Here is a 24592-nt window from a genome sequence, read left to right on the forward strand (position 1 = left end):
ATGAAACTCAAACTTTTGGCGCTTTCTCTTACGTTAGCAGGCGTTCAAGTGACGAACGCTGCCGAGTGGGATTACCCTAGCGCGGCTATTACGGTCACGAACCAAGCCGAAGCGCTGCGCTACTTACAAGCCAATTACGCTAGCGCTGGCGAACTTAAGTTTCGCTATCAAACTCGTTCTCAGCTCGGAGATCATTACAACTTTGATGTGTGGGTCGATGGGCAGTATCAACCGCAACGCACCATTGTGCTGTCGACTAACCAAGACAGTCAAGTTGAGCGTATTTTCAAAAGCCTTGAAGATACGGTGATTCGTAATGGTGAGGCGATGCCAGCTGGAGAACTGGAACTGCCTGTTCGCTTGGAAGTGACCGAGCCGCCAGCATTGAGCTCTGGTGAGTTAGTGACCGTTCCCATCTCACTCTTTGATCCTGATTTACGTACAATGCAACAACAAGCTGCGCCTGATTCTGCTTGGAATTCGTTAGAGGATTATCCGCAGCCACTTCAATATGTTGAGAAGCAGATTCAAGTTTTGCAGTCTGGTGGCAAGTTCTACCTAGCCAACGAGCGCGTTAAACAGGTGGATGCACTTGCATTACTGTCTTCACCTGCGGTAGGTGCGGAGCCTGTGCGTGATACAAGCAGTATTTTGCCGCCTGAGGGGGTTCAATCTTTTGCGGATGTAAAAGCGATGCAAAGCGCTCAACTTGGCGACAATGCCTTTTTGCAGTTGATGGCGTTTTATCATCTTGATAGCTCACTGCAGTACTTATCGAGCTTGAGCTATGACTTATTTGAAGAACCGCTTCGTTTTGATGGACGTGGTTTAGCGCTCGACAACTCTTCTTACTACACAGGTTCGCGTGCGTTGATGTTAGGCGTTGGCGGAGTATCTCCGGATGCTGCGGATGCAGATGTGATTTTGCACGAACTAGGACACGGTATTCACTATCAAATCGTTCCTGATTGGGCGTATGGCCATACTGGTGCGATTGGAGAAGGTGTTGGTGATTACTGGGCGGGCAGCGCGAGCTACCGAACACAGTATTTAGACGCAGCTCGCCGTGGCCAAGAATTCGAGTTAGATACGGTGTTCAACTGGGACGGTATGTTCGGAACACGCAAAACAACTCGTAGCTTATGGAACCAAAGAGCGCGTTACTTCGAGAGCTCAGAGTATCCAGCGCACGTTAGTGTGGGCGGTGAACTAGGCGATGAGCTGTGGTCAACGCCACTGTTCCAAGCACTTAAAGCGTCGGTTGAACGATATGGTGATGATACCGATAGCGTGTTCCGCGAGTTTGACGCCATTGTTCTTGAAGGCATGTACGGTATTGGTCGTGGTGTAAAAATGCATGATTTGGCAGAGTCCACCGTGTTTGCCGCAAGCACTTTGTTCCCAAATAAAGACTATGCCCAGTTCCTGACGGACAGCTTCAACAAACATAACTTGCTTAAAGCGCCTTTTCGCGTTCGCTATGACGCTCGATACATCGCACAAGGTCAAGACGTGGGAGTGAGCCTGAGCCAAACTGGCCGCGAAGCGAGCATCAAAGGGCAATGGCAGCTAAATAACGCATCCGTTTTCGACTTTGATGAAACGCTTTCTGACTCGACCTCAATGAAGGTGGCGTTACCAAGCGGTCTGACATGTGGCACGCAATTCGATTCCTCTATTTTATTGGATTACCAATTTGCTAAAGGTTTAAAGGCTCACCAGTGGAGCGAAAAGGTGATGCTGGTTAATGGTACGCCAGAGCTCGATATCCAGCCTCAACCAGTGAACTCCGCTTTGCCGGAGCAGGGTGACAGATTGTTCTCTCAGACGCTATCGGACAAGTCACGCACGATTGATGATTCGTTTGCGGTTTACCTGAACATCGAACATGACTCACTGCAGGATCTGCAAGTGACGCTTGTGTCTCCACAAGGTAAATCGGTTGTGCTACTTAGCCATCAATCAAGCAATACCAATGGATTTAAAGGTTACTTCACCGCTCAGTATGACGAGGAGTTACAAGCACTTGTCGGTCAACCGAGTTGGGGTACTTGGCGTCTCGAAGTATCTGACCGCGTGTCAGGGAACTCTGGGGTGTTGAAAGAGTGGGGTGTTAGTCACTTTGCTCAGTATCAGTGTAGTGCTGATACCACTAAAGAAAGCAGTGGTGGTTCAGGTGGCAGTGGTTCGCTTTGGACCTTGGTAGGACTTTTCCTGCTTTCAATGGTGAGAGTGATTCGTTCTCGTTAATTAAAATCTAAAGAAGACAAAATTTATGAAGTTTCAATATTCTTTCGTTGCTATGTCACTAGCCCTAGCTGGTTGTGGCGGTGGTTCTGGTGGTGACACGTCAACACCGACCTATAATGTAGCTGGCACCATCGTTTCTGCAGGTACACTTCTTGATACGCCAGTATGTATCGATTTAAACCAGAACTACGTTTGTGATACTACTGAACCGAGTGCTAAAACGGATAATGCTGGTAAGTTCTCCCTGACGTCAAGCGACAAGAACATTTTGACTAGCACGATTCTTGCTCAAGTTGATCAAGGCTCAAACCAAACGTTGCGTCTTGCGGCTCCAGGCCAAAACTTAGCCACGGGTAACACAGTAAATGGTGTAACAACATTGCTCGCAGGTCTTGTGGTTGACGGTAAAACCGTTGCTCAAGCTGAAGAGATTGTTAAAGCGCAACTGGCTAGTGTAGGCGTTTCGCTGAATGGTCTGGTGATGTCTAACGCAGAAGCCAGCGAGCTGGACAAGCTAGAGCAAAACACGGTTGCGCTATTAGCTGCGATGCAACCACAACAAATGACCAAAGGCGTAGCGCTGCTTGCTCAAAGTCTTAGCTTCCAAGGTAAATCGCTAGCCTCTGATCTTCTGTCTGAAGCGGAAGTGAGTGCATTTGCTGAAGAGATTGCAGCGGTTGCTGAACAAACGGTTGGTAGTAACGATACGGGTGCCATTCTTCACTTTGCTGATGGCGCTGCAGACGTTGCAGAGGTCCAAGCTTCTTACCCTGGTCAAGATGCGGAATACGGCTTCGACAAACAGGACAAGCAAACGTCGACAGGCGCGGGCTTTAAGTTCGTTAAGCTAGATTCACAAGGCGCTGCTTTAGCTGCAGATGCCACTGAGTGGGCTTGCACTTTGGATGAGCGTACTGGTCTTGTTTGGGAAAACAAGAGTGCGGATGCGAGCTCTATTCAATTTAAAGACCGCCTATTTGCGTTTGAGTCTGAAACATTTAAGCCATTTAGCAAAGATGTAGATCTTGCGGGCTGTAAAGAGGTGGGCGATGAAATTTGTACTACGAGCCAATACGTTGAGTACATAAACAAACAATCGTTATGTGGAATCACTGGTTGGCGCCTGCCTACTTACCGTGAAACTTATGACTTACTAGATTTCGGTGAAAAGACACTATTTGCGCCGAGCACAGAATATGAACCGAACAATGTGTATGGTTTTAATGTCAAATACTTCCCACAGCAAACTTTAGGCAGCCCTTATTTAGAAAAAGGTGCGTTTTGGCATGATGGTTTTAGGTTTACGGAAACATCATCACAGCTCATGGATGGTGAGATTTATTTCCCCGCAATTGTCTCTCGGGGCGCAGATAGAGGGGCCACTTCATTCGTTGAGATTCGCTCAAGCAGTACAAGTGAAGATGCCTATGATTCCTACCAATTCCCAATCCGTCTAGTAGCAGTTAAGGGACAATAAGATGAAGAAACTAATGACCGCGCTATCTCTTGTGTTGGCTTCTCAAGTAGCAATGGCAGCACAAGAGTGTTCGACTGAGTTTGCTAAAACAGCACCTAATACACGTTACACTTATTCAGATAAGGGAACTGTAACTGACTTAAAAACAGGTCTTACATGGATGCGCTGTCCAGTCGGTATGACATGGAATGCAGCAAACGAAGAATGCACCGGAACGCGAGCTACGATGTCATGGCAATTCGCGCTGTCTACGGCCCAACAAATTCGTAATCCGTCCGGTAACCACCCTCTACACAACTTTGCTGGCAAAAAGAATTGGCGACTAGCAAACATTAAAGAGTTGGTATCGTTAACGGAGCAAGCTTGCTATAGCCCAGCGATGAATGGTACAGGCTTTGCGAGCGGTTATACACTGACAGACAAGGACGATATTTTAGGACGTAATATCTGGAGTAACACACCTAATGGTGACGGTAAGCATGTTGCTACTCTTGATACGACTAATGGTGAGGTTTTCAATAGAGATCCATTAGACTCAAGTTTCAAAAGCTCTCTCTTGTTAGTGACAGATGAATAATACTTATTACGTTAATAAAGATTGATAGCTTTGCCTTTATAAAAAGCTCCGCCAGTGCGGAGCTTTTTTCTTTTCTAACCTTTGGCACTTATCGTGTTGAGCAGAATGTTTAAACTTGGAACTGCTTAAGCTGATGTTTTTGGTTTTCTGCTAAACCAGACAGTTCTTGAGCGGCAGAGGCGGACTGCGTAATGCCAGTCACGTTCTGGCTCACTAGTTCATAGATGTTCGTTAAGTTGTTGTTGATATCGGCCGTGACCTGTTTCTGCTCTTCTGATGCGGTCGCCACTTGCGTGTTGATTGAGTTCAGATCGGCGATAGCGTTACTGATATTAACAAGTGATTGGCTAACTTCTTGTGCCAGAGTTTGGTTGTCTGACAACATGGCTAAGCTAGAGTGCATGCTTTCATTCGCGTGACCCGATTGCTGTTGAAGCTCTTCAATGATGGTCTGGATCTCTTTTGTCGATTCCTGAGTTCGCGCCGCTAACATACGTACTTCATCGGCGACTACCGCAAAGCCTCGGCCACTTTCGCCCGCTCGTGCAGCCTCGATCGCTGCATTCAGTGCAAGCAAATTGGTTTGCTCAGAAATGCCTTCAATCACTTCGATCACGCGACCAATGTGTTCTGATTGATCTTTCAGCGATGTCACGACGGCTGCGGCTTCGTTGAGTTGTTCTGCCATTTTTTCGCTTGCGCGAGTGCTTTCCTCAAACATGCTCAGACTTTGTGAGGTAAGCATGCTTGCTTGATTTGATGCGCTATCGGCTTCTTGTGCATTGGTCGACACTTCAGCTGCAGTCGATTCTAGTTGGTTGATTGCCGAAGCCACTTGCTCAACTTCTTGTTTTTCTTGATCCGAGTTAACGCTGCTTTGAGTCATAACGGTCGCTAACTCGGTCGATGCTGATGCCACATCTTCACTAATTCGAACTAATGCACTCACGGTTTCACGCAGTTTGTTGATGGTTTGGTTTGCATCCTGAGCCAGTTGCGACACTTCGTTTTTTCCGATGGCTTCGGCTTTAACCAATAGATTTCCCTTCGCGACTTCTTGCATGGTTCCTTGAAGGTTACGAATCGGTGCAACGATATAGCTGGCTAGTATCCAACTAATAAGCGAAGCAGCACTCAAGATCACCGCAAGTGAAACCGCACTGTAAGTGAGCGTGGTTGAATGCTGTTCGCCATTCGCTTCCACTTCATCGGTGACGATTTGATTCAATTGTTTAGACAGGTTGTCGATGGCGTTGATCATTGCTTCGCCAGCCAATCGATATTCTGCCATCGCAGATTCGTACTTTTGATTGAAATCGGATGTGGTGTAGCCAGAAGAGTGTTTGGTGGTGAGCAGAGGTGTCATAGTGACGCGCGTGAAATCAACATAGTGATCCATGGCTTTGCGCATGGCATTCACTTCGGTTTGAACGCCAGGGAGGCTATCGATGGAATTGAGAAAATCGCGGTTTTTGTTTTGTCGTTCAGACAGTTCTTGGTTGAGAGATTGGACATCTTCGGCTCTAAATAGACTGTAAATGGCTTTGATGCGCATGGCGTAGGTGTTGTCTACGATGGCGCTGAGTTCCTCTTTATGAATGATCAGCTTGTTGGTGGAAGTGGAAACCTTATTGAATGCTTGGTCGAGCTTGCCGATTCCGATGCTCAATCCAATGATGAGTAATACAACGGTGAATAGAACAGGCAATAAGACCTGAAGTTTAATAGAAAGCGTACTAAGAAATTGACGCATGATTGACCCTCTATCGGTTTGATTATTATCTTTTTTATAAATAAGCATTTCGATTTTAATTGCCACATTCGTCAAATCAATGACTTACTCATATCCAATTGTTATGAAATGTACCAAAATCGATGGAGTTATCATTTTGAGCGCGCGGCAATTTATAAAAGCGCTAAGCTAAAAACGGTAGAGGGATCAGTCGCGGAATTAATATACAGAAATGACAACGTGTCATAGAGGGTTCAACTAAGTGAAACACAACTGTCATATTCAAATTCTAAAGTGAGCACCGTTCAAGTGAAACACAACGGCAATAAAGCCACTTAAGGAAATTGTGATGAAAAAGACAGTAATCGGTGCAATCGCACTTCTAGGCGCAATGGCAGTGACTCCTGTTTCTGCTAAAGAAACTATCTCTGCAGTGGGTTCTAGCAGCGTAACTCCACTGATGGAAGTTTTCTCTGAAACGTACATGAAGAAGAACCCTAACGTATTTATCGAAGTTCAAGGCCCTGGTTCTTCAGCTGGTGTTAAAGCAGCAAAAAATGGTTCAGCAGACCTTGGTATGTCTTCTCGTAATCTAAAAGACTCTGAAAAAGAATCAACACTAATCGAAGAAGTGGTTGCTCGTGATGGTATCGCAGTGGTTGTTAACCCACAAAACAAACTGCCTGGCCTAACAGCAGAGCAAGTGACTGCAATCTACAAAGGCGAAGTATCAAACTGGAAAGAAGTCGGTGGTGCAGACAAGCCAATCGTAGCAATTACTCGTGACACGGCTTCAGGTACTCGTGGCGCATTTGAAGACATCATGTCTCTTAAAATGAAGATTTCTGGTAAGAAGGTATCAGCTATCTCTCAACGTGCTCAAGTTGCAAACGGTAACGGCGCACTCAAAACAATGGTTGCATCTAACCCATACGCAATCGGCTACATTTCACTAGGTACGGTAGACAACACAGTTAACGCTCTAGCAATCGACGGTGTTGATGCAACAGTGGCTAACGTGAAAAACGGTTCTTACAAAGTAGCTCGTCCATTCCTTGTTCTTTACAAAGAAGGCAAGCCATCAGCTGAAACGCAAAAATTCCTAGACTGGATGCTAACTGAAGATGCGCAAAAGCTAGTTGACCAAAACGGTTACATCTCAGTTCACTAATTTTATCGGGACTCTTAAGTTTGCTCAGCCCACCATTTAGGGCTGAGCCTTTTCTATCCATAGTGTTCACCGGCAAAACGCCCAGAACCGTGAGATTTTTTAAATGACCATCGCAACAAATAGTGAAAAGCTTATGAATACTGACGCTAAAGCTATCAGCAAGCCCGGCCTGCGCGAGAAACGTCGCGTAGACTGGAAAGAGCGTATCTTCCACGGCTTGTTCCTAACCAGTGCCGTTATCGGCATCGTCTCATTAGCCGTTATTGCATACTTCATTGTTCGAGAGAGTATCCCGGCATTCCAAGAAGCTGGTATATCGGGCATCGTTCTTGGACAAAACTGGCTGCCGCCTGCACTTTACGGTGTTGCGACAATGATTGTTGCATCTATTGTATCGACGGCAGGTGCGGTAATCGTTGGTGTACCAATTGGTGTGCTGACGGCTATCTTTATTGCCGAAATCGCACCAAAGCGTCTTGCGGATATTATTCGTCCTGCAGTTGAGCTTTTGGCAGGTATCCCGTCTGTGGTTTATGGCTTCTTTGGTTTGGTCATCATCGTACCGCTGATTCAAAACATCTTTAATGTCCCTGCGGGTAACACGATTTTGGCAGGTATCATCGTGCTTGGTGTGATGATTCTACCGACCGTAATCACGGTATCTGAAACGTCTATTCGAGCTGTGCCTCGCGCATACAAAGAAGGCTCTTTGGCTCTTGGCGCTTCGAAAATATACACAATCTTCAAATTGCTCGTTCCAGCGGCTCGTTCAGGCATCATGACGGGTGTGATTTTGGGTATTGGCCGTGCTCTAGGTGAGACAATGGCGATCATCATGGTGATGGGTAATGCACCTGCTATGCCAGAAGGCATCCTAGATTCGGCACGTACGCTAACCGCAAACATCGCGATTGAAATGTCTTACGCAAGTGGTATTCACGCCAACGCTCTTTACGCCACTGGTGTTGTACTTCTGGTCTTCATCATGTCGTTGAACGCTGTACTTCTTTACCTAAACCGAGAAAAAGCGAAGTAATCGCTCGTTAAAGGTGACTATTATGGATCGCGCAAAACTAAAACAAGCTCGCCAGTTCAAAGATAACGTCTTTAACGCTTTGGTTTGGATTTCGGCAGCACTAACGGTAGGTTTTTTGTTCTGGATTATCTGGTACATCCTATCAAATGGTCTACAACACGTAGATTGGAACTTCATTACTGATAACTACACACGTACTGGTGAAGAGCACGGTATCTTCCCGATGATCGTCTCGACCATCTACATGGTTATCGCATCCATCGCGGTAGCGGCGCCACTGGGTATCATGACGGCAATCTACTTAACCGAATACGCGAAAGTCGGTAGCCGATTGGTAAAAATTATCCGATTCTGTACTGAGTCGTTGGCGGGTATCCCGTCGATCATCTTCGGTCTATTCGGTATGACGTTCTTCGTGGCAATTCTTGGTCTGGGCTTCTCGATTCTGTCGGGTGCACTGACTCTAAGTATTCTTATTCTGCCAGTGATCATCCGTACTACGGAAGAAGCACTAATGGCAGTGCCTCAAACGTATCGTGAAGGCTCTTACGGCCTTGGCGCTTCAAAAATTTACACTATCTGGCGTTTGATTCTTCCGAGTGCAATGCCAGGTATCTTAACCTCGGTCATTCTAAGTATTGGTCGTGTCATTGGTGAGTCTGCTCCAGTATTCCTGACAGCAGGTATGGTTGCACGTATTCCGGATTCTTTATTGGATTCAGGTCGTACATTAACCGTTCACCTATACAAACTGACTACCGAACTGTTTACCGTTGAAGAATGGAATCAGGCTTACGGTACCGCAACAGTGCTTATCGTGGTTGTTCTTCTGATCAACATGGTAACGAAACTGATTGCTAGACGTTTTAACACCGCAACTTACTAACAACACTAATTAAGAACGCACGTTAAAAGACACGAATTCAAGATTTAAGAGATTAAGAAAATGAACAAATTTGATATTGAAAACCTAGACTTATTCTACGGTGAAAACCAAGCACTGAAATCGATCAACCTACCAATTCCAGTTCGCCAAGTAACGGCACTTATCGGCCCGTCAGGTTGTGGTAAATCAACGCTTCTACGTTGTTTGAACCGCATGAACGACCTAATAGAAGGCGTGAAAATTACGGGTAAATTGGCGATGGACGGCGAAGACATTTACGGCAACATTGATGTCGCGGATCTTCGCATCAAGGTTGGCATGGTGTTCCAGAAGCCAAACCCATTCCCGATGAGCATCTACGAAAACGTGGCTTACGGCCTACGTGCTCAAGGTATCAAAGACAAGAAACACATTGACGAAGTGGTAGAGCGTTCACTACGCGGCGCAGCACTTTGGGACGAAGTGAAAGATCGTCTGAAGTCACACGCATTTGGTCTATCGGGGGGTCAGCAACAGCGTCTGTGTATCGCGCGTACTATCGCGATGGAGCCGGACGTAATCCTGATGGATGAACCAACGTCGGCACTTGACCCAATTGCGACACATAAAATCGAAGAGTTGATGGAAGAGCTGAAGAAGAACTACACCATCGTTATCGTGACCCACTCAATGCAACAGGCGCGTCGTATCTCTGACCGTACTGCGTTCTTCCTAATGGGTGAACTGGTTGAGCATAACGATACTCAAGTGATCTTCAGTAACCCTCAAGATGACCGTACTCAAGGCTACGTAAATGGTGATTTCGGTTAATTCGCCATATTTACAAGCATAACTAAATAACTATAAGCGATGGTAACTTTGCCCCTCTTTTTGAGGGGCCTTTTTCTTTTCAAGCTGCAGATTTATAACACCAACCTATACCAATAATTCTTGCAAGGAAGCACAAATATCCCTCCCTTTTTTATAGAACATGTAACTTATGTGAAATACGGTTATAAAAGTGCTGAAGAGCTCTCGAATGTGAAACTAAGTCTGATAATTTTGCGAATGACTTAACAGCTCAAATTTGATTGTATTGATTGCATATGATGGCCTAAGTAGTTTTTTATCGAGAATAAAAAAGTAGATTAGGTTGGTAGGGTGAGTTTAAGAAGTTTTACAAGAAAAGTGTCTTCAACGAGGGATCATCGCTTATTAGCGGAGGCGATATTTGATCATTTAGAGAGTTTGTTCTCCCCTCAAGCCTTAGCCATTTTTGAAGATCCTTCAATCAATCCCCGTTATTCTGTGAGTTTCTCTCGCGGGGAGCTTTACCCAATCCAAAGCTATCCTGACAGCTTCTGGGAGTGGGCAAGTCAGTTTGACACTTCTGAAAGCATCATTCCTCTGGCGATCAATACTTGTAACTGGAATCACACCCAAGATTTAGGTGGAGATAGTTACATAATGATGCTCGATAACACGCCTATCAAACGCACCTACCTACTGATTCAATCTGTTCATGCTCGCACGGCACACAATATCTATGAAGAAAGCTATGATGCAATGCAGCTTGCAGCGGCGCGTTGGCAGTGCATTCGCGCCGAGAAAAATGCGTCGCAAGAGATGAGACACAGAGACATTCGTGAAGCGCAATATGTCGATGAAATTAACCAACGCGAGCGCTTTATCGAGAACATGAAGTTAGTTCAGCAAGTTGCTCTCGAGATCTCCAACCCTGATTCCTTAAAAGATTTGTATTACAAAGCCGTCGAAGCGCTACGTCAACGGTTGGGGTTTGATCGCTCCACACTGATGCTTTTGGACATGAAAAAGCGCAGTTTCAGTGGAACGTACGGCACGGATGAATCAGGCATCACCATTGATGAATTCCACACGCAATACGATTTACATCAACTGAGCGAAGAATACATCGCTGCGCTGTCAAGCCTTGAGAGCAACCTAGTGATCGTAGAAGATGCGCCGATATACACAGCAGGTAAAGTGGTTGGGCAGGGGTGGAACGCGATGTTGATTCTACGTGATGGCAATGAGCCATTTGGTTGGTTCGCGCTTGATAACTTTATTCATCGCAAGCCGATAACAGCGTATCAAAAACAGATGTTGGACTCGTTTGGCTCCCTTTTCTCACAAATTTACATTCGAAAGCGCCAAGAGCAGAACGTGCGTATGTTGCATTCAAGCATGGTTGAGCTATCACGCTGTACAACCGTCAGTGATGTATGTAAATCGGCCGTCACTTTTGCCATCAAAAATCTTGGTATTGATCGGATGGCGGTGTTTTTGACCGATGAAAACTGCTCATACATGCAAGGTACTTGGGGGACTGACATTCAAGGCAATGTGGTGGATGAGTCTTATTTCTTTGGTGAGACACAAGACTTTTCGTTGATCAATTTAGCTCGCGCCGTACCTAGTGAAGTTGCATTTGAGGAATCCGTTCCTATTTATCATGACTGTAATATTGTCGGCTTTGGCTGGGCTGCGATGACGGTTTTGACTTCGAACAGCAGCGGGCCCATCGCCTTTATTGCTGTTGATAACTTATTGACGCGCGCGCCGCTGACTTCTCAGCTACGTGAAGTGATTCGTATGTTCGCTTCCAGTCTAGCGGAGGTTTTGCAGCGCACTCAAGCGCAAGAGGCGATTCGCGGATTAAACGAAAACCTGGAGTTAGAAGTACAAAACCGAACCAAAGAGTTGGAAGAAGCCAACCGACAGCTTGAGGTGCTTTCTAAACTTGACCCTCTGACACGTCTTGGCAATCGCCGTATGTTAGAACATGTGATGCAGAAATATTGCGCGCTAGAGTGTGAGGAAGCGATGTCCTTTGGTCTTATCCTGATTGATATTGATCACTTTGGCTTGTTTAACAATCACTATGGCCATCTCGAAGGGGATATCGCACTAATGCGCGTGGGTCATATCTTGGATCATCATACCAAAGGTGAAGACGAGGTTTTCTGTCGCATTGGTGGAGAAGAGTTTGTGTTACTAATGATCGGCTCTGATCAAGAGGCGGTAAAGCAGAGAGCGGAACGTATTCGTCAATGCATTGAAGATGAAGGCATCAAACACCAACACAACCCAGAAGGGGAGTTGCTCACTGTGTCAGTCGGTTATTCTTGCTACAAAACGAAAGGCAAAGACTTTAATTTCGACCATCTTTACCAGTTGTCGGATAAGGCTCTCTATCAAGCGAAGAGTCATGGTCGAAATTGCGTAAGGCGATATGAGTTCGAGCATCAAGCTTTTGTTGAATAAGTGATGCTCATAACATCAAAGTTACTGAGACAGTTTGGTTGATTTTTAGATAAAACTGCTAAAGTGTGTTTGGTCGCACAAGAAAAATGGCAGCTCTCTTGAGCTGCCATTTTGCTTTATAGTTTTTCTAGCTGGTGGTCGGTTTTCGTTACGTTTGCTTTGCCAAGGTTTTGAATTTTTGCCAGTAGCGAGTCTGGATGCCAAGGTTGTTGATTGGCACTAAAACGCGCTTGGTTCATGGCGTCAAGTTCTTGTTTTACGGCTTGCGCATCACCAGGGCTTAACCTGTCTCGGTGAGTGTTTAGATACTCGTTTACTGAGCGTTCAATTTTAGCAGCGTCCCCTTCATTGATGACTTTTTTCAACGCATCAACGCAAAGAGGTTGCTCGGTATTCGAAACCGTTTTGCTCGCCGTCATAGGACGCTTCTTCCATGCCCAAATCGCGATTCCTAACGTCGCTACCCAAAGTCCAGCGAAAACAAAGGTCAGGGTTTGCCAGAGACTGCTCACTCCACCGTTTGGTTCGGGACTGATGGCTGACTCAGGTGGTGTTGGCAGAGGCGATTCCGGCAATGTGATAAGCCCGGTGTCACTTTGCTCTATTTCTAATTGTAGCTCTGGTAACGTCGCTTTTTTCGCTTCATCATTTTGGCTGTCCCACCAGTTCAAATGGTATCCCGGCAAGGTATATGACCCAGCCTCAGTGGGGATAATGACTTGCTTCACTGTCATGATAACGGTGCCATCTCTCGCGCTGTCGAATTGAGGCTGTTCTGGGTAGACCCGTAGTGAACTTGGATAATCAATACTTACTCGTGGAAGGTATTCGGCTTGTGTTCCGCGAGCTTTAATTTGAATGGTTCGAGTGAGTGAAGAGCCCTGTTTGACAGTGTTGAGCGCATTAACCGACAGTGGATTACCTTGATCGTCTTGCCAGCTCTGCGTCATTTCTAACGCTGAAGCTGGAAGCCATTCCCCTTCAAATTCACTTGGGATTGGTTTTACCTCGATAGGCATTTGCTCAGCTTTGGTGTTGATTGGCATGATCTTGGTAGAGCCCGTCAAGCTGTCGCCATAAATGTAAGAGCCTGTCAGTCTAGGACCTATCAAGGTGTAAGTACCCGGCTGATTCGCCGTTAAGCGAAACGACTGTTCAATGACCGCTACTTCTAATCCATTTAAGATCTTTTGTCCCTGCTGTAAGCCACCAATAGCTTCAAGCTTCATGCCTTCAATCTGTGGAGGCACAATTTGTGGGTTATCAAGACGGCGGGTATCTGCTTTGATCAAAAGCTGCATACGTAATGTCGCAGATTGCTGAGGGTACAGCGTGCTGTTGTCGACACTGATATTAAAGCTAAATAGGTCATCGAGATTGGGTTCAGCTTGGCTTGCGGTGACACGAAGCTTTATTGGCTCCGTTCTCATACCATCTGCGGAAAAACTCGGAATAGTCAGAACACCTTCTTTCATTGGTGCAATCGAGATACTCCACTCGGTACGCACTGATTTTCTTCCGTTAATGTTATTGCTAGAGCGCCCATAACGAGGTTGACCCAAGAAGAAGTCTTTCTCTAGAACATTGAAGTCAATTGCATCTGAGCTGAGCTCAGTATCTGCCATGATTCTGAGGTTGATCACTTCATTCTTAGCAACTTGTGTTTTATTGACGCTTGCTTGAAGCGTCTGTGCCATCACCGAGAAGCTGGATAATAGGCTGGCCACAAGAATAAAGATCAGTTGTACGCCTTTGTTCATCACGGGCTTACCACTCCTTTTGAGATTGTTGTGGAGGTTGTTTTTGTTGAGCTTGAAGCTGCATTTGTGCACGAATCAAAAAGCTTGGATCGCGAGCGCTTTCGACGGCTTCTAGACGACGGAATTCAGGATCATCCCGATGCGTGTTTTTTGGCTGCACTTGAGCCGGCATTGGCTCACCTTGTTCCTGAGCCTGCTTTTCACCTCGTTTCGGTCGATGCTGCTCTGTTTTTTGCTTTTCTGTTTTATTTTCAGATTCTTGCTGATTTTGTGACTGTTGTCCTTGCTCTTCCTTCTCACCGTTTTGAGACTTTTGTTGCTGTTGCTGTTGCTGTTGCTGTTGCTGTTGCTGTTGCTGTTGCTGTTGCTGTTGCTGTTGCTGTTGCTGTTGCTGTTGCTGTTGCTGTTGCTGTTGCTGTTGCTGTTGCTGTTGCTGTTGCTGTTGCTGTTGCTGTTGCTGTTGCTGTTTCAGCTTCTGTTCCACAACCGACAAGTTTTTCTTTGCAGCTTCAAAGTTGGGCTTTTCTTCAAGCAGTTTTTTATAAAGCTCTGCTGCTTCTTCTAATTGACCATTTTGCGCCAGAGAGTTGGCAAGGTTATAGCGGCCGTTAGGAGAGGCGTCATGAGAAAATGCTTCGATAGCGGCTTCGTAGTCACCTTTTTGGTAACTGGCGGCTCCTTTCCAGCTTGGGTTTGTAAATAGGTTTTGAGCTTGTTCATACTCACCTTGCTTGTAGAGTTCCGCTCCTCGTTGATCGGCATTTAAGAACGGATTTGCTTCGGCGTGTTGTGTCCAAGTCATCGGTATTACTGTTGCCACAAGCATCCAAATCAGGCCGCGTCGAAACAGTAAAGCTGCAGGCAGAAGTAACAGCGGCAGCAACCAAAAGCCACCGTTTAAGCGAGAGTCAGTGCTCACTTCTTCACTCTTCTTGGCCGAAAGTTGACTGCCAACGTTGCTCGTAAAGGCCGAAATGTTCTCAACATCGTGATTGGTGTGCTGAATAGGAACAAAAATTCCACCTGTTTTCTTTGCTAGTATTTGCAAATTCTTCAGATTTGTTTTCGCTACGACTGTTGTGCCTTGTGCAGTCTTTAGAAGAGAACCATCGGGTAGGGCGATGGGAGCACCATTAGCGGTTCCTACTGCAAGAACAGAGATCCGAATGTTTTTACCTTCGACCAAATTCAACGCGCGAGACAGTTCTGACTCATCGAGGTCATCAGCTAACACGATGATGTCGCCTTGTTGCACACCTGCTTGAGAGAACTGGTTGAGCGCTAATTCAATTGCGGAAGGCAGGTTTGCCCCTTGAAAAGGCATTAGCTCTGGTGACAAATTCTCGATAATGCCGGCAAGCGTACTGGAATCAGTCGTCAGTGGACTTAAGTTATAGGCATCGCCAGCGTAAGTAATAAGACCCGTAGCCCCTTCTTTCCATTTAGGAAGTAAGTCCAGCGCCTTATAACGTGTTTGCGCGAGTCGATTAGGCTTGATGTCCGTAGCGAACATCGAGCGAGACATATCAAGCACCAAAATGCGGTTTTGGTTTAACTCAAAGCTTGGGCGAGCGTTGGATTGCCAGCTTGGTCCCGCTAGCGCAATACAGGTAATGGCCCAAGCTACGCCCCAGAGAATAAAATAGTGTTTGGACTGCGTGTTTTGTCCGAGCACTTTAGCTAGGTGAGGGGCAATCAGTGTCGATTTTTTTGCTCTAAATTTGTGATTGAGCAAGAGCGCAATAGGGATTGCGATAAGCCCCAAAAGCCAATAAGGGTTAAGGAAAATAAACTCAGCCATGTTTTCTCCTCAGTAGGAATAACAATACCGACAGTACGAATGCAGCGCTTAATGGGTATGGGAACCATTCTGACTGCGGACGCCAAGTTTGCGTGTCGCTTGACACGGGCTCGAGCTGGTTGATCGTGTCGTAGATCTTTTCGAGCTGATCAGTATCTCGCGCCCGAAAATATTGTCCACCAGTCATCTCTGCCACTTTAGTTAGTGTTTGCTCATCCAAGTCGGCTGCGGTGTTAACCTTACGAGTCATGAAAAACTCTTTCACCATCATTTCACCAGCACCTACGCCTACGGTGTAAATGGTCGCTTTGTATTTTTTTGCGATTTCCGCTGCTTCGAGCGGTTCGAGCACACCGGCAGTGTTGCTGCCGTCACTAAGCAAAATCATGACTCGTTGCGGAGCATCACTGTCTACAAAGGTTTTCGTGCCTAGACCAATGCCATCACCAATGGCGGTTCGTTGACCAACCAGGCCGATGACGGTTTGATTAATCTGCTGCATGACGGTTTTACGGTCTGCAGTGAGTGGCGTTTGCAAATACGCGTGATCGCCAAACAAAACAACCCCGAGACGGTCGCCTTTTCGCTTTGCCACGAAATCAGACAGAACTTTTTTGACAGCGGTGAGGCGGTCGATGTATTCGCCGTTGAGCTCCATGTCTTCTTGCTGCATCGAGCCAGATAGGTCGACGACTAACATCAAGTCCCGGTATTTGGGTTGGAACTCAACTGGATCACCAAACCAAACTGGACGCGCACAAGCAATGATAAGAAGAACCCAGATCGCCACTGATAGTGATTTTTGCAGGGCTTGCTTAGGCTTGCTGCCATTCTCATTAGTTGGTAAGTACGCCAATTTGATCTCGGCTTGTTGAGATTCTTGTGGCAGGAGCTTGTATACCAGCCAGGGGACAGGCAGCAAAAATAGTGCCCACCACCAGACAAATTCAATGTTTAGCCATTGGGCAAGATCGGTTATGAGTGTTTGCTCAGTCACGGTTATTTGCCTTTTTCTTTGGTGGCAAAGCGTGAGTTATCCAAAAGACACAATCATCGACCAAGCTTTGATGATTTTCTTGAGAGGATTTCTGATACAGCGCTTCTTGCCACTGATGTTGTTTGTCTACGAATCGAGTTTCTTTGGTATGGCTATCGAGAAATTCATACCAAGCGATTCCTGTTAATGGCGCGATTTCTTCACGCGGAAAGTAACTCAATGCCGCCTGACGCAATATTTCTAGAGCAGAGGAAGGGGTATGAGGTGTGACAGATTGAGTTAAAAGTTTTAAGGCTGCCTTTTGCGCGCGTAGGCGTTTTTTACGCCATTTCGTATAAAGATAAATGCTGAAAACGAAAAGTACGGTGGCCGCAAGCACTGCCCACCATCCCCAAGCGAGCGGAAACCAATCCGGAGCGTTTGGTAAAATCAGAGGTTCAAGGTCTAGGCTTTGGTTGTTTGTTGTCATTATTATTACTGCTTAATAAATGCTGCTTGTACAGTTTGTTAGCTTAATTGTGAAATCAAGGGCCAACCACTTGATAGCGTGTTAAATGGAATCGCCATCGAATGGCATTGCTGTTTAATGGTTTCTTGGTGTTGAGTAAAGTGTGTTTCGAGTTCCTTTCTTTGGCCCTTGGAGCCAAAGTTGAACCATTGACTACGTTGTCCATCCGAGGCTTTTACTTGACCTCTAAAGTTTGTTTCACCTCTTTCTAAAGGATCATAAAACTGAATAGCCCTCACAGTGTTGTGCTGTTTTAGTCGACGTAACTGCGTCAACTCTGCCGCGCTTATGTGGGCAAAGTCGCTGAGCATAATCAGTTCGCTGCCCTTAGGTGTCAGTGTATGAAGTGTTTCTAACACCTGAGTATACGGCAGTGTACGAGCCTCGTTGTTGGCAGTACGAGCCACCTGCGCGTTATGTGTATCGACGATAGCATTAAGAATCCGCAGCCCCTGTTTTTGTAGAGAGGAAGGGCGAAACTCAAAACATTGATGTCCATCGTCAATCACCGCACCGATGCGATCCTTTTTAGCCAAAGTGAGCCAAATCAACACGCTGGCAAAGTGAGCCAATTGAACCGACTTAAGCATATACTTAGACCCAAAATGCAGGCTAGAACTCAGGTCAAGGTAAAGAATCACAGCTTGCTCTTTGTCTTCTGCAAATAACTTTGTGTGCGCTTTCCCTGTACGAGCAGTTACCCGCCAATCAATACTGCGGATATCATCGCCAGGTTGGTATTGGCGTACTTCCATAAAATCCATGCCTCGCCCTTTTTGGCGGCTGGTATGGTTACCGCTCATTTGCGACCAGATACTTTGTGCTGGTGGCAACCAACGTACAGATTGAGTGCGGTATTGCAGCAGCTCTTCAAGGGTTAATGTCACCCCATTCGCATGAGGTGGCAGTGGATGCGTTGTGGACATATCACTCCCTCGTCTTATGCACTGCCAACGAGGTTTAGCAGCTTATCAATGACTTGGTTTGCCGTAATGCCTTCCGCTTGAGCGTGGTAACTCAGTAATAAACGGTGGCGCAAAACCGGATAAGCCATGGTTTGAACATCTTCTGGGGACACAAAATCACGACCTGCAAGCCAAGCGTGCGCACGGGCACAACGATCCAGAGCGATGGTGGCACGTGGACTAACGCCCATTGACAACCACTTATCCAGCTCAGTGTCATATTCGCTGGCTCGACGTGTTGCCATAACTAAACGGACGATGTACTGCTCTATCGTTTCCGCCATATGAATATCCAACACTTCTTTACGCGCAGTGAAGATATCTTGTTGGCTTAACATTGGGCGCTCGACGGTAGTTTCGCCTTTTGCTTCACCGCGGTTAATACGCAAGATAGATAGCTCATGTTCCGCATCTGGGTATTCCACTTCTAAATGTAATAAAAAGCGATCTAGCTGTGCTTCAGGTAGTGGATAAGTCCCTTCTTGTTCAATCGGGTTTTGAGTCGCCATGACCAAAAACAACTCTGGCAACGGGTAAGTATGGCGACCTGCTGTGACTTGTTTCTCTGCCATTGCTTCAAGCATCGCTGCTTGTACTTTGGCCGGTGCACGGTTTATCTCATCCGCAAGGATAAGAGAATTGAAGATAGGACCAGATTGGAAAGTGAACTCTCCGGTTTCGGGGCGGAAGATATCGGTGCCGGTTAAATCGGCTGGCAGCAAGTCAGGGGTAAACTGAATTCGGTGGAAGTCGCCTTCAACACAATCTGAGAGTGATTTTACTGCACGGGTTTTTGCCAGCCCAGGAGGGCCCTCAACCAAAATATGTCCATCTGCCAAAAGGGCAACAAGCAGTTGTTTGACTAGATCTTGCTGACCAATGATCTGCGACTCTAGGTATTGCTGAAGAGTTTCGAAGTTAGATTTATGCATGCTTTGGACTCTCGATATCCATTTGATTTTTGTGTTGAGTATTGGTCATTTTCCAGATGGAAAAAGTTCCAATGCGCTTTCGCAATTTATCTTTTCAATATTGGGACGCTGCAGAGAATTGCAAGTACTTGCTATCACTGAAAGTTCTTATCTGACAGAGCGTTACATTTATTTTTCATAATATAGTGAGAAATGCCTCTAGTTTTGTATATGTGAGCCGATAAAGTTTCTGTGATGTGCGTGTCATGAGATATGCACCAGATTCCCCTTATGGGGCCAATAACAAGTGATTCTTTTAAAAGGTCCGAATATGTTGAAACTTCATTCCTTGAGCATCAAACAGAAGGTTGTACTTGGTATTACGTTTGCTGTTTTAGCATCAACAATAATCGTTGGTGTTATGGCTCAGCGTCATGCAAGAGATGTGTTGAGCCACCGTCTTATTGATATCGAACTACCTGCGATGCTGCAGCAAATCAATACAGAAATTGACCGCGAAGTTGTAGAGATGCAACAAGCCGCAAAACAGCTCGCAACAAACGAGTTTATTGTCGAAGCCCTATCTAATACAGACCGCGACCCGTCGGTAGAAGTTCAGTTAGTTCAGCAGCTCAATAACGTTAAATCCCAGTACGGACTTAATGATGCGTCGGTAGCCAATCGTCAAACGGCATATTACTGGAATCAAAACGGGTTCTTGCGTCAGCTTAATCGAACTCAAGATGCTTGGTTCTTTGGCTTTACGTCTTCTGGTCAAGAAACGTCAGTGAGCGTTTTCCAAGAAGCAAACGGCGAAGTAAAAATGTTTGCCAACTACCAAGACTTAAATGGCACATCAATGTCAGGTCTTTCAAAGTCGATGGACGACATGGTTGCGCTGCTCAATGGGTTTAAAATTGAAGATACGGGTTATGTGTTCCTCACTAACGAACAGGGTGAGATTCAAATACATCGTCAACAAGGTAAAAACCAAACTTCTATCACCAAGCTATTTGGTAGTGATGCGAGTGCACTGCTGAATAAAAACAGCTTCAATTTGATTAATGTGGACTTTGAAGGGCAGGACACGTTTGTTTCCAGTTTGTATGTTCCTTCAATGAATTGGTTTGTCATTGGTGTAGTTCCTGTCGATGAAGTCTTCGCGGACCTAAATGCTACTGCGCAAAAAATGCTGTTTACGACCATCATTGTCGCCGTTGTATTCATTCTGATGGGCGTATGGTTGGCAAATAGTATTACTAAACCAATTCGACTGATTGCCGATCGTTTTACCGACCTTGGGCAAGGTGAAGGCGACTTGGCGCAGCGCATTGAAATTCAGGGTAATGATGAAATTGCTCAGCTTTCAAAAGGCTTCAACGGATTTATTGAGAAGATCCACGCCACAATGAAAGAAGTTGCTTTAACTAGCGGCTCATTAAGTCAAGCGGCAGAAAGTGTTTCGACGAAAGCAACATCCACACATGACAACAGCCAAGAGCAACGTGATCAAACCATTCAAGTTGTTGCGGCGATTAACCAGATGGGTGCGACCATCAGCGAAATTGCATCGAACGCGGCTACTGCTGCCGATACGGCAAATCAGGCTTCTGATAATACTCAAACGGGTCGTGAAGTGGTTATGAAAGCCAAAGAGGTGATTAGCCGCCTAGCTGATGACGTAGAAACGACCAATATTGTCGTCACGCAGCTGGCATCGACAACTAAAGATATTGGCTCGATTCTGGGCGTAATTCGTGACATATCAGAACAAACCAACTTGCTCGCGTTGAATGCCGCGATTGAGGCTGCACGCGCTGGAGAGCAAGGTCGTGGTTTTGCGGTGGTTGCTGACGAGGTAAGAAACCTAGCGTCACGCACGGCTGATTCAACAGAAGAGATCCAACGGATGATCAACCAACTTCAAAGTGACGCACAAGATGCGGTAAGTGCTATGGAAGCGGGTAAAGCGGTCACTATTGAAGGGGTCGCTTCAACCGATGAAGCCGTGGAAGTGTTAGTCAATATTTCTGAGCGAATTACAGACATCTCTGATCGTAATACGCAAGTTGCGACGGCGACGGAAGAGCAATCCACTGTGGTGCATACCATTAACCAAAACATTGAAGAAATCAACGCGATCAATGAAATGACAACGGCAACGGCAGAAGAGCTGGCGGATGCAAGTCGTGATCTTCAAGCGCTCTCTTCACGTCTGGACAAGATGGTTGGTAGCTTCAAGCTATAGAGTTGGATAGAATAGCCGAAGTTTAAAAGTTCACTAACTAAATTTAGGTAAGTACTATGAATGACTTCGAAAAAGAACTAGAGCAGATTTCTCAGGAAGCCGCTCAGGAGCCAGAAGTAAAACTGCCGTCGCTAGAAGAGCAAAAAGCGATCGTCGCTGAGCTAAAAAAGCTGGAAGCAGAAGGTAAGTTGACGGCAGAAGTGTTAGAGCAACACTTTGGTAAATTTAACCAAAAAAACTCTGTTCCAGTTCACTAAGCTAGGGTGAGGTTTCGGCTCTAACGGGCGCGACAAAATCACCAACTCAAATACAAAAAAGGGAGTGTATGCTCCCTTTTTTAATGCCTGAAAAATGCTAATACCTCTTACATACTTGCCACTTAAAAATTATTGACACTTCAATGAGTTATTAATTAGTACTAGTTATTTTCATACTTGACAATACTACTGCTCTATCTAAATCTATTGCGTATTTCAATAAAAGCGACCAAGGGAATGCGATCAGGATGGAGCAACAAAAAACAAGAAATGTCATTTTAATCACGGAGGGCAGTCTGCAGTCATCTCTGCTGAAAGATGTATTGGAGACCAAACTCGGTATTAGTGTTGCTCTAATCACACCAAACTCTCTTATTCAAGGAGCGTTAGATTCGCCTTTAGCGTCAGCCATTATTGTTGATTGCAGCGTGATCACTGATGAAATATTTCGGCGTTATTCGGAGTTTAAAGAGTCGCAACAGAAAGATACGCTCGAAATCTTAATTAATTGTGATCAATCCATTTCGACTGAAGATCTTTTTGCTTGGCGTACTCTAGCAGGTATTTTCTATACCTCTGATGATATAAAAACGCTGCAAGTTGGGATTGGTAAGGTACTTCAGGGGGATATGTGGTTCAGCCGTAAGTTTTCTCAGCAATACATTACTCACCTTCGTCGCCACTGCAAACCGATAAATAAGAATGTTCCCGCTATTTTGACCAAACGAGAACAACAAATAATTACCTTTCTCTCTATGGGGGCTTCCAATCAACAAATTGCCGAACAACTATTTGTGAGCGAGAATACGGTAAAGACTCATTTACACAATATTTTCAAGAAGATTGAAGTAAAAAATAGAGTCCAAGCACTTATTTGGGCGAAAGAAAATATTTCGGATAACTCGTTAACAGTGTAATCTCCTTGAAATATTACGTTATTTAATTTAGTGAATTCTTAATCATTACTGTGACCTAAATGTGTTAAAAGTGTTTCTTTTATGAGAAACACTTTTTTTGATTCTCTTTTTAATAACTTTGGAATTTAAAAAAGTAGCAAATAACTTTACTCTGTGGGCTAGCACTTACATATCACACTAAGTGCGGACGATTAACGACGAATTTAAGAATGTTAAGTCACTGAAAGTATGAGAAACATTATGGAACAGTATATGGAAAAGCCTGAAGTCCTAATGCTCACTCAACAAAGTTTACAGAGTGAAAACTTTAAGGAAATGCTTTCTAAAAATATAGAAACTAAAATAACGATCATAGATACTAAAAACCCTAGTTATCACGAACTCATTCCGGAACGCTACTTTTTGCTTGTTGATTTTTCAGTTGAGATTCCATCCGAAACTTTAGTTTATTTAAAAGATAGTAATAAAGTGCTAGGAACCATAATGCTTAATTTAGGTTATGACTTAGACACAGAAGAACTCGCCTCATGGCCGCATGTAAAGGGTATATTCGGTCCGGGAGACTCCATGGACAAGGTGTGTCAGGGGTTAAAAGCAATAATAAAAGGAGATAATTGGCTGTCTCGAAGATTACTGGATCAGCTGGTTAATTATTATCGAGGAAAAGAAGCGAATAGCATTATTGAGCCTGCTATCGAGGTAGAGCTTACTCGGCGTGAAATTCAAGTTTTAAAAATGTTGAAAGAAGGAGGCTCAAATATGGAAATTGCTGATTCTTTATTTATCAGTGAGCATACTATTAAATCACATCTATACAATATTTTTAGAAAGTTAGAAGTAAAGAACCGTACGCAAGCAACAAGTTGGGCTAGGCGAAATCTGTAGTACTAGTATTAACTTACTGTAATAAAAAGAAAATACTCTATAAAGTACTAAGTTTTATATTTATTATTAAAATGTCAGTCTGAAATATCATCCCATATTCAAACTTATTCCTATTCGGTTGACTATTAGACTTCTCATGTCTGTTACAAATCTACTCAGACATAGAATAAAAGGTCTATTCAATTATTAAGACAAGAGGGAATAAAAATGAGCACAAGTGACAATGACACGTATCTAGGCGATGCAGGTGTAAATAACCAATTTGCTGATTTCGATGGCGGCGATGACTTGTTTATTGGTTTTGGTGGTAATGATTCGTTTGTTGGCGGTGGCGGTAACGATTATGTGATCGGCGGCGACGGTGATGATCGCCTAACTGGTGGTGCAGGTGATGACATCCTAAGGGCTGGTACAGGAAACGATTACCTCGGCGGTGGTACAGGTAATGATTTGCTTTTGGGTTTGTTGGGTGACAACAAACTAAATGGCGGCGTCGGTGAAGATATTCTTGTAGCTGGTTCCGGTGATAATGTTCTAGTTGGCGGCAGCAATGGCGATAAGTTTGTGTTCACGGATAAGTTTGGTGGCCATGGCGAAGCAAAAGTTGTGGATTTCACCATTGGTGAAGATTCTTTGCACATTATTAGCGACTCGGTCACAGACTTCGGTGATTTAAGCTTTAGCTATGATGCTGTAGGTAATGCCGTGTTTACCGATGGTGCTGATCTAACCGTGAAACTCATTGGCGTTACCGAAACTGACATCAATACTTACGGTGCGGATTTATTTGCAATCTAAATGACCTAAATCACTCAGAATGGGATTTAGTTTGTGTGGCTCTGTCACGCTGAGGTGAACTAACTCGGTCATTCTAGAGTGTATTTGAGGCTGTCTTAAGTTAGGTGCTAGCTTTTGCTGGCGCCTACATTTTCAATTTAAACGGAAATAGT

20 protein-coding genes are annotated in these 24592 nt (G+C 45.0%); 13 read left to right on the plus strand and 7 right to left on the minus strand.

Annotated features, from left to right (window positions below):
- The 3 genes from ACHFJ9_RS06590 to ACHFJ9_RS06600 are packed head-to-tail and all read left to right on the plus strand — an operon-like array spanning position 1 to position 4304.
- Positions 1-2250 (plus strand): proprotein convertase P-domain-containing protein, encoded by a 2250-nt coding sequence (locus ACHFJ9_RS06590; RefSeq protein ID WP_395354358.1) that lies wholly within the window; start codon positions 1-3, stop codon positions 2248-2250.
- A gap of 25 nt (positions 2251-2275) precedes the next feature.
- On the plus strand, positions 2276-3727 hold the full coding sequence (locus ACHFJ9_RS06595; RefSeq protein WP_395354360.1) for a DUF1566 domain-containing protein: 1452 nt from the start codon (positions 2276-2278) through the stop codon (positions 3725-3727).
- A 1-nt stretch (position 3728) separates the two neighbouring features.
- A complete protein-coding gene (locus ACHFJ9_RS06600) occupies positions 3729-4304 on the plus strand; it encodes a DUF1566 domain-containing protein (protein WP_053808314.1) in 576 nt (191 codons plus the stop codon).
- 109 nt (positions 4305-4413) lie between these two features.
- On the opposite strand, the gene ACHFJ9_RS06605 is transcribed toward ACHFJ9_RS06600, so the two are convergent.
- The gene (locus ACHFJ9_RS06605; protein WP_258625643.1) at positions 4414-6057 is read right to left on the minus strand and encodes a methyl-accepting chemotaxis protein; all 1644 of its coding nucleotides are present in this window, start codon (positions 6055-6057) and stop codon (positions 4414-4416) included.
- A 328-nt stretch (positions 6058-6385) separates the two neighbouring features.
- On the opposite strand from ACHFJ9_RS06605, the gene ACHFJ9_RS06610 reads away from it, so the two are divergent.
- The 5 genes from ACHFJ9_RS06610 (at position 6386) to ACHFJ9_RS06630 (ending at position 12393) form a co-directional block, all read left to right on the plus strand.
- Positions 6386-7207, plus strand: coding sequence for a phosphate ABC transporter substrate-binding protein (locus ACHFJ9_RS06610; protein WP_005397879.1), 822 nt, complete (start codon positions 6386-6388; stop codon positions 7205-7207).
- 103 nt (positions 7208-7310) lie between these two features.
- Positions 7311-8243 (plus strand): phosphate ABC transporter permease subunit PstC, encoded by a 933-nt coding sequence (gene pstC, locus ACHFJ9_RS06615; protein ID WP_005397881.1) that lies wholly within the window; start codon positions 7311-7313, stop codon positions 8241-8243.
- Between the two features lie 22 nt (positions 8244-8265).
- Positions 8266-9129 carry a phosphate ABC transporter permease PstA gene (pstA, locus tag ACHFJ9_RS06620; protein ID WP_005397882.1) on the plus strand — a complete coding sequence of 288 codons (864 nt, stop codon included), beginning with the start codon at positions 8266-8268 and terminating at the stop codon, positions 9127-9129.
- Between the two features lie 60 nt (positions 9130-9189).
- The gene (gene pstB / locus ACHFJ9_RS06625; protein WP_005397884.1) at positions 9190-9939 is read left to right on the plus strand and encodes a phosphate ABC transporter ATP-binding protein PstB; all 750 of its coding nucleotides are present in this window, start codon (positions 9190-9192) and stop codon (positions 9937-9939) included.
- A 330-nt stretch (positions 9940-10269) separates the two neighbouring features.
- On the plus strand, positions 10270-12393 hold the full coding sequence (locus ACHFJ9_RS06630) for a diguanylate cyclase (protein WP_256894837.1): 2124 nt from the start codon (positions 10270-10272) through the stop codon (positions 12391-12393).
- A gap of 116 nt (positions 12394-12509) precedes the next feature.
- Here the strand turns inward: ACHFJ9_RS06630 and ACHFJ9_RS06635 are convergent, their stop codons facing one another.
- From ACHFJ9_RS06635 to ACHFJ9_RS06660, 6 genes are read right to left on the minus strand one after another with little or no spacing between them, the layout of a single operon-like run.
- On the minus strand, positions 12510-14156 hold the full coding sequence (locus ACHFJ9_RS06635; RefSeq protein WP_395354365.1) for a BatD family protein: 1647 nt from the start codon (positions 14154-14156) through the stop codon (positions 12510-12512).
- A 4-nt stretch (positions 14157-14160) separates the two neighbouring features.
- Positions 14161-15954, minus strand: coding sequence for a VWA domain-containing protein (locus ACHFJ9_RS06640; RefSeq protein ID WP_395354367.1), 1794 nt, complete (start codon positions 15952-15954; stop codon positions 14161-14163).
- Positions 15947-16951, minus strand: a complete 1005-nt coding sequence (locus ACHFJ9_RS06645) for a vWA domain-containing protein (RefSeq protein ID WP_256955366.1) — start codon at positions 16949-16951, stop codon at positions 15947-15949. Before ACHFJ9_RS06645 ends, ACHFJ9_RS06640 begins: the two co-directional genes overlap by 8 nt.
- On the minus strand, positions 16944-17420 hold the full coding sequence (locus ACHFJ9_RS06650) for a DUF4381 domain-containing protein (protein ID WP_047008481.1): 477 nt from the start codon (positions 17418-17420) through the stop codon (positions 16944-16946). The genes ACHFJ9_RS06645 and ACHFJ9_RS06650 overlap by 8 nt, the downstream gene beginning before the upstream one ends.
- Before the next feature lie 38 nt (positions 17421-17458).
- Complete coding sequence (locus ACHFJ9_RS06655; RefSeq protein ID WP_046875799.1) at positions 17459-18385, minus strand: DUF58 domain-containing protein; 927 nt, start codon at positions 18383-18385, stop codon at positions 17459-17461.
- Positions 18386-18399: 14 nt separating this feature from the next.
- Complete coding sequence (locus ACHFJ9_RS06660; RefSeq protein WP_005392397.1) at positions 18400-19356, minus strand: AAA family ATPase; 957 nt, start codon at positions 19354-19356, stop codon at positions 18400-18402.
- Between the two features lie 310 nt (positions 19357-19666).
- Here ACHFJ9_RS06660 and ACHFJ9_RS06665 point away from each other — a divergent pair, with 310 nt between their 5' ends.
- From ACHFJ9_RS06665 to ACHFJ9_RS06685, 5 genes are all read left to right on the plus strand, one after another.
- Positions 19667-21583 (plus strand): methyl-accepting chemotaxis protein, encoded by a 1917-nt coding sequence (locus ACHFJ9_RS06665; RefSeq protein ID WP_005392399.1) that lies wholly within the window; start codon positions 19667-19669, stop codon positions 21581-21583.
- A gap of 56 nt (positions 21584-21639) precedes the next feature.
- A complete protein-coding gene (locus ACHFJ9_RS06670) occupies positions 21640-21840 on the plus strand; it encodes a restriction endonuclease subunit S (RefSeq protein WP_047008479.1) in 201 nt (66 codons plus the stop codon).
- A 248-nt stretch (positions 21841-22088) separates the two neighbouring features.
- Entirely contained in the window at positions 22089-22757 is a 669-nt protein-coding gene (locus ACHFJ9_RS06675) for a LuxR C-terminal-related transcriptional regulator (RefSeq protein ID WP_134646042.1), read from the plus strand.
- 228 nt (positions 22758-22985) lie between these two features.
- Positions 22986-23642 (plus strand): LuxR C-terminal-related transcriptional regulator, encoded by a 657-nt coding sequence (locus ACHFJ9_RS06680; protein WP_080619247.1) that lies wholly within the window; start codon positions 22986-22988, stop codon positions 23640-23642.
- A gap of 207 nt (positions 23643-23849) precedes the next feature.
- Positions 23850-24440 (plus strand): calcium-binding protein, encoded by a 591-nt coding sequence (locus ACHFJ9_RS06685; RefSeq protein WP_005392412.1) that lies wholly within the window; start codon positions 23850-23852, stop codon positions 24438-24440.
- Positions 24441-24592: the final 152 nt, after the last annotated feature.

Origin of the sequence: Vibrio sp. D3 (genome assembly GCF_043995865.1) — a bacterium.
Lineage (GTDB): Bacteria > Pseudomonadota > Gammaproteobacteria > Enterobacterales > Vibrionaceae > Vibrio > Vibrio diabolicus.